Genomic DNA, 15,388 nt, shown 5'->3' with positions numbered 1-15,388 from the left:
ATCTGGGATCGTCAGCAAGGTATTGAGAAAGGCTCCGTCAGCAGAGCAGATATCGAGTTTATTAAAGGGCAACTAACCGAGTTGCTGACGAATTACGGCGAAATTCCGGTTTTGATTATCGACGGCTGGGCCTGGGAGATGGGTCATAATGAAGTTCCCTACCAAGAAATTCGCGAATTAATAAAGCGCTTACAACCTAATATTCTTATTGTGGATCACAATGGACAAACGCAGCCATGGGATGAGGACATCATTTATTTTGAAGAACCTAAGGACGTCTGGGCACCTTCCAACAATACGTTTGCCGCTAACCAGGGCATGCCGCTAGTTTCCAGTCAATGGTTCTGGCACAATTGGATGACGAATACAGAGCCGGCAAGCGTGCAGAATATTGTGCAGGATCATCTCGGTTATTTGGAACCACGGTATACAAATTTCTTACTCAACATTTCACCGAACCCGGATGGGGAGTTGGATAATAACGTAGTCAATCGATTGGCGGAGATTGGACAAGCATGGTCGCCGAATGCATCTCGTCCTCCACTGCCGCAACAGCCAATCGTGATGGAGCATCCGATTACAGCGAATTCAGCAACGGCTACTAGCGGGAATGCGAGCAATGCGATTGATGGTCTTATGGATTATGTAAACACTTACGTTGAGACGGTTTGGCAAACCACCACCTCTCTGCCTCAATCCATTACCCTGGATTTGGGATACACGTACAACAACATAAATATGTTGAATTACTTGCCTTCGCAAAATTCATCACAGGGCATGATCACTTCCTATACGTTATACGTGAGCGAGGACGGAACGAACTTCACATCCTTTACAAGCGGTACATGGGATGGGGACAAGACCATGAAACGTGTGACCTTCCCATCACAAACAGCACGCTATGTCAAACTAGAAGTGAATGCTGCCGTAGGAGGCTTCGCTGCTGCAGGCGAGCTGGCAGTTGGCTCCTACACCAATGAAATTCCAACTCGGACGGGGATTGACTCCTTTGATGTTAACACGTCGTATCGGATCGTGAATAAAGCGACCGGGAAAGCAATGGGAGTTGGGAATTCACCAGAGAATGGAGCGGCTGTTGCCGGGCGAACCGAATCGGGTGCGCTGGATCAGAAATGGACTATCGATGATTTGGGTCTGGGCAAATATAAGATTGTCAATAAACAAAGCGAACGAGTTATGGATGTTCCAAGCGCCAGTAAATCGGCTGGAAAGCCAATCATTCAATGGACAGATTCTGAAACGGCTGCAGATCCTTCGGCTATTAACCAGCAGTGGGCCATCTCGAATGTTGGCAATGGCTATTTCAAAATTACTAACGTAAACAGTCAGTTGGCAATGGAAAATAGCAACGGTTCTACCGCTGACGGAAATCCGGTTGTTCAAAACACGTATACCGGAAGCGACAGCCAATTATGGAAAGTGGAAAGCCTGCCTTCTCTAATTAAGAATGTGAAAGTGAACGGAGTTCCGGTTAAAGGCCTTAATTCCGAGAATCGCACGGCGACGCTGACGGTTTTGAGAGAAAAAAACCTGGAAGTTCCAACAGTTAAAGTGGACAAAGCGTCTGAAGACGTTCAGTTGGTTATCGACCCTGCCGACAGCTTGCCAGGCGCGACGACCATCACAGCTACAGCAGACGGTGGAGCGACACAGGAAGTCTACACGCTGAACTTTGAGCTGGTGGATCGTTATGCGAGCGACCTGGAATGGTTAAATGCATCCTCAGGCTGGTCAACTGTTAAGAAGGACAAAAGCCTGGACGGAAATGCGATAAGGCTAATGGGCAATAGCGGCGCTGTAACGTACGAGAAAGGTTTTGGCGTACATGCCGAGTCGAGAATTATGTTTGACATTTCCGATAAAAATTATGAGTCTTTCACCGCTCTTGTCGGGGTCGACCAAGAAATGGCCAAATCGCCGTCTTACGCCGACGTGGAATTCAAGGTGCTTGTAGACGGCGTAGAGAAATTTGCGAGCGGTGTTATGAAGGTTACTGACGTGGCTAAACCAGTCGATGTTCGTGTAGCTGGCGCAAGCATCGTGGAACTTGTTGTTACACAGAGCGATAACGATAATAGCGAGGATCATGCAAGCTGGGCCAATGCGACGTTTCGAGTTGCGGAAGGCAAGTCCGAACAGAAGGAAGAATTGCCTGAAGTTGACTATTTGAGCGATCTGAACTGGCTAAATGCATCCTCAGGCTGGCTGGCTGTTAAGAAAGACAAGAGCATTGGCGGTAATGCGATCATATTGAAGAATGGGGCTGAAGATCTCTCCTTTGCCAAAGGGCTTGGGACTCACGCCAATTCAACGATCAAGTATGATCTTACTGGTGCAGATTATGAAACCTTTTCGACCTTTATCGGTGTAGACAAGGAAGTGAACGGTGGAAGCAACAGCGGCTCGATACAGTTCAAAATATCAGGAGTGAAGAATGATGACACGATTGAATCCCTTTACTCTGGAAGCACAATGTGGGAGTCGCAAAACGCCAAATTTGTGAAGGTGAATGTGAAAGGTTATAAGCAGCTTCTATTGGAAGTGACCGATTCCGGCAATGGAAACAGCGAGGATCACGGGGATTGGGCGGATGCTAAGCTGACTAAGCTGACTGTTGAAGCGGCACCAGTAATTTCGGGAGTTATGCCAGTAAATGTGGTTACGGATGCGGGTGTTCCGCCGGTACTGCCTGCGAGTGTCACAGTTATGTATAACAATGGGACAACTGCCGTTAAGTCGGTTCAGTGGGATCCAATAAATCCGTCTACGTATGCAACAGCTGGCAGTTTTATCGTGAGTGGTGCTGTAGATGGCACAGCCATACCTGCTGTAGCAAACGTTACGGTTACAGAAACACAGATCGGGCAGGTTAATGTGCAATCGATAGCTGTCACAAGTTCGGCGACGACGATTACTGTAAAGGACGGAAGCCTTCAATTACAAGCTTCGGTGCTCCCTGCCAATGCTACGAACAAGTCTGTAACATGGGCTGTTTATGAAACAGATGGCGTAACCCTAACAGATAAAGCAGTCATCCAGACAAATGGTGATCTCACGGCCAAGAAGAACGGGGCCGTAAAAGTCGTAGCAACAGCTACAGATGGCAGCGGTATTCAAGGCTCCAACTATGTCGTGATCAGCGGTCAGACACCGCTTCCGACGGACGTGCCGCAGGCCACGCTTACGGGGCCGACGGTCGTTCGAGCAGGCACTGCTTTCTCGACGCAGTTCGGCTTAAACAATGTCACAGCCAGCGTATATGCAGCAGATATCACATTAACTTTTGATGCCGACGCCATGGACTTTGTATCCGTAGATCCATTAATTTCTGGATTTACTAACGTTGAAACCAAAACCGATGTACCGGGTCAAATCCGGATTATCGCTGTGAGCCAAGGAAGTGCGGGAGCGATAACGGCAAGCGGAGATGTATTCAGATTCAATTGGATTGCGAAGCCAAATCAGCCATCCAAGACAACGAATCTGGTACTGACCAAAGTAGCTGTTGCAGACGGGTTGGAGCAGAAGTTGGATGCTACTCTAGCAAATCTAACGGTTTCGATTACAGCAGCAGATAGTACAACGCTGCAGACGGTCATCAGCTTGGCACAGTCCATTTATGATCACGCAGTGGAAGGGACCCAAGCCGGACAATATACAGCAGGCTCCAAAGTGGTGTTACTATCTGCCATCCAAGCTGCCACAGCCATTCATTCGAATCCTGCGGCTACGAAGCAGCAGTTAGATGAAGCCGCCAATGCTTTAAACCAAGCCTTACAAGCTTTTAGCGGGAAGATCATCACCCTTTATGCGCAAGGAGATCTCAATGGAGATAACGCCATCGATATTGGCGATTTGGGCAAAGCTGCCGTGCATTACGGAAAGACTTCGGCTAGCAGCGACTGGAATGAGGCGAAAAGCGCGGATTTCAATGGTGACGGCAAGATTAACATTGTGGATATCGTGGGTATCGCCAAACTGATATTGAAATAACGACGGAAGCTCGTACTTGATGAACTAAAAACGAAACATCTTCCTTGGAAGGAGCTTTTATTTCGCAAAGTCTCCTTCCTATTTTTCTATACATTTATGCGAAATTGATCAATTGGAAAATCACTCCAAGAAAAGACGGAGGAGCCAAACATGCCCCTTATTAAAAGAAAGTCAATGTCAAAGCGAATTATGGTAAGCCTGCTGTCAGCAGGCTTGCTTCTCCCAACGTCTATGCCTGTCCCACTCGCCGAAGCAGYTGGACCCGCAATCACATCTTCCTCTGCGCCTGACCACAAGCTGTCTCTATGGTATCGGCAGCCGGCTACAGATTGGGAATCCGAAGCGCTTCCGATCGGAAATGGATTTATGGGCGGCATGGTGTTTGGCGGAGTCGAACAGGAACGTATTCAATTAAATGAGAAGACATTATGGACCGGGGGTCCAGGTTCTTCATCTTCGTATACGTACGGTAATCGGGATGGAGCTGCCGATCATTTGGAAAGTGTTCGTTCGAAACTGCGTGCAGGCGACGTTAACGGTGCACATACCGAAGCAGAGTCCTATTTAACAGGCATTAATAATGGTTTTGGCAATTATCAATCGTTTGGCGATTTGTATTTGGATTTTGCCATGTCTAAACCAGTTAACACCACTAATTACCGTCGTGAGCTGGATATCGAAGACGCCGTCTCCCGTGTGAAGTATACAGTGGATGGTGTCGAGTATACGCGCGAATACTTTGTCAGCTATCCGGATAAAGTGATGGCAACACGCCTGACAGCTAGTCAGCMTGGAAAGCTCTCTCTGGATTTACGTCCAACCAGCGCGCAGGGAGGCGTTGTAACGACGAGTGGTAACACGATCCAGATCCGGGGTCATGTGAGCGATAACAATATGCTGTATGAAGGGAACTTCCGTGTTCTGAATGAAGGAGGAACCCAAACGCCGGGCAATGGCAAGATTTCCGTTGCGAATGCCGACTCACTTACCATTCTTTCGACACTCGGCACGGACTATGCCAATAGCTATCCGACTTATACGGGCGCGGATCCGCATAGTGCGGAAATGGCGATTCTGGATGCGGCGGAAAGCAAATCCTACGATACACTGTTGGCGAATCATAAGCAGGACTACAAGTCCTTATTCGATCGCGTCAAATTAGATTTGGGCGAGGCGAAGCCAACCGTTCCCACGGACGAACTGCTGGCTACGTATGCGGGAACGAAGAGCAAGGCGCTCGAAGTGCTGTTTTATCAATATGGACGTTATCTGTTGATCTCTTCTTCCCGTGAAGGCACGCTCCCGGCTAACTTGCAAGGCATATGGAACAACTCCAATGCGCCGGCGTGGAGCAGCGATTATCACTTTAATGTCAATATTCAAATGAATTATTGGCCAGCGATGGTCACGAACCTCTCGGAGACGATGACGCCACTGATCGATTATGTGGAATCGCTGCGCATTCCGGGCCGCATATCCTCCGAGAAGCATTATGGCGTGACGGGAGCCTGGTCGGTCGGAACGATGAACAACCCATTCGGCTTTACAGCCCCTGGTTGGGAATACGATTGGGGCTGGTCGCCGTCTGCCAACGCTTTCGTGGCGAATAACATTTGGGAAAGCTACAAGTTTTCAGGAGATGTCAATCTTTTAAGCACGCGTGTTTATCCTATTTTGAAAGAAACGGCTGAGTTTTGGACGCAATTTTTGGTGACCGACATGGATGGGACATTGGTATCCTCGCCATGTTATTCGCCGGAACAAGGATCGATCAGCACGGGCTGTGCGTTTGACCAGCAGCTCGTATACGACCTGTTCACCAATTACTTGGAAGCAAGCACAACGTTGGGCGTTGATGCGACTTATCGCGCCGAAGTTCAGAGCAAGCTAAATCAGCTTTCTCCGATCAAAGTCGGAAGTTACGGTCAAATTCAGGAATGGAAGCAGGATATTGACGATCCCAATAATACACACCGTCACTTATCCCAATTAATGGCGCTTTATCCAGGTAAACAAATTAATAAAACTACACCAGCTCTCCTGGATGCGGCCAAAGTAACGCTGGAGCATCGTGGGGATGACGGTACGGGCTGGAGTAAGGCCAATAAAATCAACATGTGGGCGCGTGCTCAAGATGGTACGCATGCTCATACGATTTTGGAAGGTCAGTTGACGGGTAGTACGTTGAAAAATTTGTTCGACACTCACCCACCGTTTCAAATTGACGGAAATTTCGGCGCAACGTCCGGGATGTCCGAGATGCTGCTGCAAAGCCATATGGACAATATCGACATTTTGCCGGCGCTTCCTGCTTCTTGGCCCAAAGGAAGTTACGCAGGCCTGGTAGCCCGCGGAGGTTTTGAGGTTGGCGTGGACTGGAAAAATGCTAGAGCTACAGACATTAGCGTTAAATCTAACCAAGGCAATCGCGCGATTATTTCTTACCCGAGCATTGCTGGGGCAATCGTCACGAATCAATTGGGACAAACCATCTCTTATACGACAGACAACAGTAATCAAATTTCTTTTGATACCCACGTGGGGGATACGTATAAGATCAACGCGATTCCAATCGTAGAACGTGATTTGTTTGATCAGAAAACGTTTAACCTTACGATTCAGAACAGCCAGCTTCGCGTGGACGTGAATGGAGGCTCCAGTTCAGACGGCGCTAAGATCATTCAATGGTCTGCAGGCACAGGGCTGAATCAGCAGTGGCAGTTTGTAAAAACGTCGCCTGGATACTACAAAATCATTTCGAAAAGCAGCTCGAAAGCACTTGCCGTACAAGACGCCTCGGCAGCAGATGGTGCGGGGATCATTCAGGCATCCTACACGAATGATGCAACTTATAATGATGAATGGTCCGTTGTGGATGCCGGCGAAGGCTACTATCAATTGAAGAACCGGCTCAGCGGCAAAGTGATTGAAATTCCAGGAAGCAGCGCAACAGGCGGTGTGCAATTCGTACAACGCACAGCCGGCACGGGAAGCAATCAGAAATTCCAGTTCTCCTTCGACAGAACGGTGAACGATAATGCGACTGGGGCAGGCACTGATCAGTTTGTATATAGTTCAGGATGGGGCTATAGCTCTTCCGAATCAGGTGCGTACAGCCGTGACAATCACTATTCGAACACGACGGACGCTTATGCGCTCTTGCGTTTTACCGGAACGAAGGTACAGCTGAACGGGGCAAAAAACAACAATCAAGGCATCGCTGCGATCTCGATTGATGACGGTCCTGAAACATTGGTCGACACGTACGCTTCCACGAGATCTGATCAGCAGCTGATCTTTGAAAGTAAAGAATTGACGAATCAAGRGCACGTGCTGCGCATCCGGGTGACCGGAGAGAAGAATGCCGGCGCGAACAACTCCTTCTTATCGATCGACCGTGCGGACATCCAATCGAGGGTAGACAAAGGAGTGGACCCAGGCAATTATTTCAGTCAAAGTACGGAAACGATTAATGGGGTTAATCATACCGTCATCACCCTTAGCTACACAGGCGATGACGCCGGGGACGCGGTAAGAGCCGCTATCGAAGCTGCAAAGGCGGCACCGAAGCCGGTTATTCTGGACTTCCCGGCGGGGACTTATCATTTTAGAGCTGGGACAGCCACGAATGCACAGTATTATATTTCGAACACGACCACGTCCGAGCAGACACCAGGCGGACAAAGAAAAGTAGGTCTTTTATTTAAAGACATTAACGATCTTACGATCCGCGGTAATGGCTCGACACTGCTGTTCCACGGCGTTATGACGCCTATGGTGTTCGACCATGCAATGAATGTCAAGATGAATGGGATCAACGTGGATTTTAACCGCCCCGTCGTATCGGAAATGACCGTTACCGAGGTTGGCAGCAATTATATGAAAGCAAGCATTCATCCAGATTCCTGGTACGTTATTCAAAATAATCAATTATCATGGCTCGGCGAAGAAAACTGGACGCAGAACGGAACTCAGAATGTGAAAGCCGTTCAAGAATACGATCCTGCTACGAAACTGACTTGGCGGGTTGGCAATCCGCTGGACAGCGTAACCTACGCGCAGGATCTAGGCAATCGTGTGGTGCAATTCAACTATGCGAGCAAACTGAATTTTGAGGTGGGCCACACATTCCAACTTCGAGACACAACTCGCAGAGAAGAAGGCGCGCTGATTTATCGAAGCAAGGACATCGCATGGACAGATGTCAATTTCTATGCGGCGCCAGGACTAGGCATTATCAGCCAATACAGTGAGAATCTGACGCTCGATCGGTTGAATTTCGCACCGAAAGCAGGAAGCGGGCGGACGAATGCGTCAATGGCCGATTTCCTGCAAGTTTCGGGCAGCAAGGGCGATATTAAGGTGACGAATTCCCATTTTGCCGGAGCGCATGACGATGCCATTAATGTTCACGGCACCCATCTGCAGATTGTGCAGATTCCGGCATCCAATCAAGTGAAAGTTCAGTTCATGCATAACGAGAGCTGGGGCTTCGACGCTTTTGCCGTAGGGGATACGATTGAATACATCAATAAGTCGACGCTTCTTTCGAAGCAAAGTGCAGTGGTTACGGGTGTGACGCGCGTTGACGATACGCAAATCCTCCTTACATTGGATAAACCAGTGCCTGTTACGATAACAGCAAATGATTATGTTGTAGAAAATGCGACATGGACGCCGAATATCACCATTACGAATTCGACATTTGAAACGGTCCCGACAAGGGGCGTTCTCACGACGACGCGCGGTGCTGTTCGTATCGAGAACAACACGTTTAACGCCATGCCTATGAGTGCGATCCTGATTGCCCACGATGCAAATAGCTGGTACGAATCCGGTATGGTGAAGGACGTTATCATTCGCAACAATACGTTTACGAACATTGGGAACGCGGTGATTAGTGTAGAGCCGAGCACGTCCCTAACGAATCCAGATCAAACTGTGAATAGCCATATCGTGGTAGACGGCAACCATTTTAGCCAAGCAAGCGGTAATACCGACATTTATGTCAAGAGTGTAGACGGGTTTACATTTACGAATAATACGGCAGATCAGGGCGGTTTGGAGCTTTCTTTGGATGCCTCCAAGGCTGTCACCGTGACGGGGAACAGCTTTACGCAAAGTAATGCCGATAAAAAAATCAACTTCAACCGGATGATCGCAGGTACGGATACGGTCGATGAGAGCCAAGGATTCACCATTACGCGGACGAATAATTACGTGCCTGCTGCGACGGATCCGAACGAGGTTCCGCAAAGCGAAATGACGGCGTTATCCACCAGCCATCGCAGCGGAAACGAGGCGAGCAACGTGATTGACGGAGATCCTTCGACGATCTGGCATACGGAATGGGATCCCAAGGCGAATTTGCCGYAGTCAATTACGCTGGATTTGGGTCGTACCTATGCCGTTTCGAAGCTAAGGTATTTACCTCGGCAGAATGGCGAATCCAACGGCAATATCACGGCTTATGAGCTTTCGACAAGCGTAGATGGAGCCTCCTTCACGCCGGTGACAAACGGAACATGGAACGATGACAGCATAGAGAAAAGCGCTGCATTCGCGCCGGTGACAAGCCGGTATGTGAGACTTACCGCAACAGCTGGGCATGGCGGATTCGCTTCTGCTGCAGAGATTCATGTGGGCAAGGAAGCAGACGTTGTCTCCAACCAAGAGCTTGTCGCGCTCGTCGCCGACGTACAAAACGAGCACGATAGCGCAGTTGAAGGCCGCGGAGACGGTCAATACTCGGCCGGCTCGAAGCAAACGCTGCAAGCGGCTATTGATGCGGCGCAGCAAGTCGTGGATAACAGCGCAGCCACGCAGCAGCAAATCGAACAAGCAGTAGATGCTTTGAATAGTGCGCTTCAAGCGTTTAGGGCTTCGATCATCCACTCTGGGCAGGGGCAATACACGCCCGACCCGACAAGCAGGCTGGAACTGAACTTCAATACAGGCTGGTTGTTCAATCGTGGGGATGTAAGCGGAGCGGAAGCAGCTAGCTTTGACGATACTGGCTGGGAGGGCGTCAATGTGCCTCATAGCGTGCGGTTGGAACCTAAAGTTAATGGAGGCGACAATCAGAGCTATCAAGGCATCGGCTGGTATCGGAGACATTTTCCGTTGGACAACTCTTATGCAGGCAAAAAGTTGTTCGTTGAGTTCGAAGCTGCAATGACCAACACGGAATTGTGGGTCAACGGCACTTATCTTGGTATCCATCATGGCGGATATACGCCGTTTACGGTAGATATTACGAACTATGTGCACTTGGACGGCACACCGAATGTCATTGCGGTGAAGCTTGACAACAGGGACGACCCACAAACGCCGCCGGGCAAGCCGCAAAAAGATTTGGATTTTGCCTACTTCGGCGGCATTTACAGAGACGTTAAACTTCACGTTATGGATAACCTGCATGTTACCGATGCGGTATTCGCGAACAAAGTTGCGGACGGTGGGATTTTTGTCACGTACCCGTCGGTCAGTGCTTCGCAAGCGACGGTGCAAGTGAAAACGAACGTTGCTAACGAATACGCTGCTGCCAAAAACGCCAGCGTCAAAACGACGATTGTAGACAGCAACAATCAAGTAGTTGCCACAATGGTGAGCAATGCACAGCAAATAAGCTCGGGAAGCGATCATACGTTCGTTCAATCGACAACGATTGCTAATCCTAAGCTTTGGCATCCTGATCACCCGAACATGTACACGGTTTATACCGCCGTCAGCGATGGAAATGGCTTTGTTGACAGCTATAAGACTCGAATCGGGATTAGAACAATTCAATTTACAGCCGATCAAGGCTTCCTTATTAACGGCGAAAAGTTGATGCTGAATGGTGCGAATCGGCACCAAGAGTATCTGTATGTCGGGAATGCCCTGCCGAATTCCGGGCAGTATCGCGATGCCAAGCAGATTAGAGAAGGCGGCTTTAATAACGTCCGTACAGGGCACTATCCGCAGGATCCAGCTTTCCTCGATGCAGCCGACGAACTAGGACTTACGGTCATCGAACCTACGCCGGGTTGGCAATTTTTCGGTGATTCCGTATTCCAGGAAAGATCTTATCAAATGATCAGGGATATGGTTCGCCGTGACAGGAATCATCCGAGCATTATTATGTGGGAATCCAGCCTGAATGAAACAACGTATTCGCAGGAATATGCGCAAAATGCCCATAATGCTACCCATGAAGAATATCCGGGCGATCAGACGTATACGTCCGCAGAATATGGATTCTGGGGAAAAGAAGTTTATGATGTGAACTACAAAGAGCTGAATACGGCGTTCAAACCGTTGTTTACAAGAGAATGGGGAGACGATTGGTCGGAAAGCGCCACGAGTCCGACTGGCTATCGATCAGTCAGAAAAGTTGGCGAAACCGATATGATCAACTCCATTATCCTGCGTCAAAAGGCTTTGAATGGAGACGGCTACTTCGACTGGGCAGGTCTCAATGCCAATCCGCGCATTGCTGGGAACGCGATATGGAGCTTTTACGATAATAACCGGGGAATGGATTCTGACCCGGCCTACTCGGGTCTCGCGGACGTCGATCGGTATCCGAAGTTCAATTATTATTTCTTCCAAAGCCAGCGAGATCCTAATTTGAGGCTTGGCGGCGTCGACTCCGGACCGATGGTGTTTATCGCCAACTATTGGACGGCAACCTCGCCGAGAGACGTTACAATAGCCAGCAATGCGGAGCAAGTCAAGCTGTATCTGAACGACAGGCTCATTGCTACACAAAATCCCGACAGCGGATTAACGTATGTGAAGCATCCTACGTTTACGTTCAGCAGCGTGCCTTGGGAGTCTGGAACGCTTCGGGCGGATGGACTGATTAACGGCGTCGTCGTTGCGTCTCACTCGGTAAGTACACCGGGACAACCGCATCACTTGTCCGTTGAATTTGATACGAAAGGCAAAGGTCTGGTTGCTGACGGCTCCGATCTGGTTATGGCTTATGTAACGGTTCGGGATGCCAACAATAACATCGTTCCGTCGAACAACGTTTCCGTTTCATTAAGCTTGAACGGGCCAGGCGGAATTATCGGCAACGGTGAAACGCGTATCTTCGCGAATCCTGTCGCGGTGGAAGCAGGTGTTGCTGCTGCTCTAGTCCAAGCTACCTTGAAGCAGGGAACTATTAAGCTTACGGCGACTGCGAACGGTTTGCTAGCGGGAACCGCTGAAATAACGAGCACTGCTAACCAAAGCGTATTCGTACATGGCGGAAGCGATGGTGGCGCTACTTGGTTTGAAGGCACAGTCCGAGAGAGAGCGGAATGCGCTTGCCGCCAACGCACGGTATGTGCGCATGACAGTAACGGGTGTTCAAACTGGGCAAGCCGGCTTCCAGGAGTTTAACGTGTATGGCGTGCCACAGGTTCAAGATCAGGCGCTTCAATACCCCGCTCAGGTCAATGTCGCAATGAATAAACCTGCGACTGCCAGCAGCTCGATGAGTGGACACGATCCGTCGCAGGTGAATGACGGAAATAACGTCTCGTGGTGGGGAGCAAGCGATAGTGCACCCGCATGGTGGCAAGTGGACTTAGGAGCTTCCTACAATTTGACAGGCAGCAAGATCCTGTGGGGAAGAGATAACATCTATTACACTTATAAAGTCGAAGTTTCTGCCAACGGGGAAACTTGGTCACAAGTCTCAGGCAGGAAAGCCTCGGGTCAGGATATGAACCCTGACAAATTTGCAGCAACAGGCATCCGCTACGTTCGGGTGAGCGTTAATTCGCTCTCAGGGGGCAGCGGTACGGAGATGCCTGCGATCAAAGAAGTTCAAGTTTACAGCGAACCGGTTAACCTTGCGTTAAACAAGCCAGCCAGCGCGGACAGCTACCAAAACGACAATGCTGCAGCTTCCGGCAACGACGGCAATGAATCAAGCCGCTGGTCTGCGTCTGACGGAAACGTCGGGCACTGGTGGAAGGTTGATCTTGGAGCTAGCTACAACTTATCGGGTACCAGTGTGAAGTGGGAACTTAATAAAAGCTACGAATATCAAATCGAGGTCTCGAACGATAATGAGCACTGGTCCCTAGTCTCGCAAAAAACAAGCACACAGCAAGCGCAGTTCGATTATTTCAATGCGAATGCCAGGTATGTTCGCATACAGGTCACGAATATGTCCGGCGCATGGGCGAGCTTCTGGGAATTCGGCGTCTACGGTGCGATTCCGATTGATACTTCCGTACCTATTCCGCAATCTCAGATGACTGYCACGGCAACTAGCGAGGAGACGGCTAATAAGGACAATGCGGCTTCAAAAGCGATCGACGGAGACACTTCGACGATCTGGCATACAGCATGGGACTCGGCGGGGAATATGCCGCAGTCGATTACCCTAGATCTTAGAGGCACTTATGACATATCGAAGCTGAAATATTTACCACGACAAGACGGTCAAACGAATGGCAATATCACAGCTTATGAGATTTCGACAAGCGTAGATGGAGCATCCTTCACGCTGGCGGCAAGCGGCAGCTGGAACGATGACAGCAGTGAGAAGATCGTTGCATTTGCRCCGGTTGCCAGCAGGTATGTGAGGCTTTCCGCTACAGCAGGTCACGGTGGCTACGCTTCTGCAGCGGAACTAACAGTGAGCAAGGAAGCGGATGACGTTCCGACGATCACCACCATTTCCGTGAACGGCGAAGGCGGGGCGAATAAGATCACGACACAGGATGGCACGCTGCAAATGCAGGCTACTGTTTTACCAGCTGGTGGCAGCAGTCAAGTCACTTGGAGCGTTTGGGAAGCTGATGGTGTGACAGGAACCGATAAAGCGACACTGTCGGACAGCGGACTGCTGACAGCGAAGAAAGATGGAGTCGTCAAAGTGGTGGCGACTGCCACGGACAGCAGCGGTGTTCAAGGCTCCAGTTATGTCGTGATCAGCGGTCAGACACCACTGCCAACGGACGTACCGCAGGCTACGCTTACGGGTCCTACGGTCGTTCAAGCAGGTGCTGCGTTCTCCACCCGTTTCGGCTTAAACAACGTAACTGGTAGCGTATATTCGGCAGTTTATGCAGCGGATATCACCCAAGTGTTTGACGCTAGTACGATCGATTTTGTATCAATAGATCCATTAGTATCTGGATTTACTGAGGTTCAGACCAAGACCGACGTACCGGGCCAAATTCGGATTATTGCTGTAAGTCAAGGGAATACGGGAGTGATAACGGCAAGCGGGGATATATTCAAATTCAATTGGATCGCGAAACCAAATCAGCCGTCCATGGCAACGAACTTGGTACTGTCCAAAGTAGCTGTTTCCAATGGGCTTGGGCAAAAAGTGGATGCCGCTCTGGCGAATCTAACGGTTTCGGTTACGGCGGTTACGACGACAGATAAGACATCGCTGCTGAACGTCATCAGCTTGGCACAGTCTGTTTATGATCACGCGATAGTAGGAACTCAAGCTGGACAGTACAAAGCAGGTTCCAAAGCGGCATTATTATCCGCCATCCAGGCTGCGACAGCGATTTACTCGGATCCTGCGGCTACGCAGCAGCAGCTGAAAGATGCGGCCATTGCGTTAAACCAAGCAATACAAGCTTTTAGTGGGCAGATCATTACGGATCATGCGCCAGGAGATATTAATGGAGATAACGCCGTTGATATTGGAGATTTGGGCAAAGCAGCCGTCCATTACGGGAAGACTTCAGCCAGCAATGACTGGAATGAGGCGAAAAGCGCGGACTTCAATGGTGACGGCAAGATTAGCATTTTGGATATCGTAGGCATCGCTAAACTGATCCTGCGATAATGATCAACGGGAAATGGAGGAGATAGGTGAATCCTTTCTCTTCCCTATTTTCGAAATAGCAACTTGCTTAGTGGTCTAAGTGAACGTGTTATGAGGAGATATGAATTTACGATCCAACCTCGATTCAAGCTGGAGCTTCATTCTCTACTAATTTCGGCTTAAGCAATGTGTCCGAAAGCGAATCTTCCTCGGTATATGCGGCCGATATGACTTTAAGCTATAACGCCAATGCCATTGAATATGTATCCGCCGAATCGTTGAAATCCGATTTTAAAGTGTCTCAGACCACGACCGATGTACCGGGACAAATTCGACTTATAGCGGTTAGCGAAGGAGAAGCAGGGGATATAACAACAAGCGGAGATGTATTCAAGTTCAATTGGAGAGCGAAGCCGATTCAACAATCAGCGACGGTGAACTTTGAATTGACCAACGTGGCTGTTTCTAATGCGCTGAGCCAAAAAGTAGAATCCCTGTTAGCCAATTTAACGGTTTCTGTTACTGGCGTAGACGTTCCTGTTGTAGATAAGACAACGCTGCAGTCAGTCATCAGCTTGGCACAGTCTGTTTATGATCACG

4 protein-coding genes are annotated in these 15,388 nt (G+C 49.4%); all 4 read left to right on the top strand.

The window, feature by feature from the left end; all coding sequences use genetic code 11:
* The coding region (locus tag AC1DUA_RS05850) for an NPCBM/NEW2 domain-containing protein (protein WP_477498828.1) at positions 1-4,014 on the top strand (4,014 nt) is incomplete at its 5' end.
* Between the two features lie 150 nt (positions 4,015-4,164).
* Positions 4,165-12,387, top strand: a complete 8,223-nt coding sequence (locus AC1DUA_RS05845; protein WP_477498827.1) for a glycosyl hydrolase family 95 catalytic domain-containing protein — start codon at positions 4,165-4,167, stop codon at positions 12,385-12,387.
* Positions 12,338-14,809 (top strand): discoidin domain-containing protein, encoded by a 2,472-nt coding sequence (locus AC1DUA_RS05840; RefSeq protein ID WP_477498829.1) that lies wholly within the window; start codon positions 12,338-12,340, stop codon positions 14,807-14,809. Before AC1DUA_RS05845 ends, AC1DUA_RS05840 begins: the two co-directional genes overlap by 50 nt.
* A 167-nt stretch (positions 14,810-14,976) precedes the next feature.
* On the top strand, positions 14,977-15,388 hold a 412-nt coding region (locus tag AC1DUA_RS05835), incomplete at its 3' end, for a cohesin domain-containing protein (RefSeq protein ID WP_477498826.1).

The organism is Paenibacillus sp. 01T422 (assembly GCF_056398785.1).
This window is presented reverse-complemented; position numbering and strand designations above follow the sequence as displayed.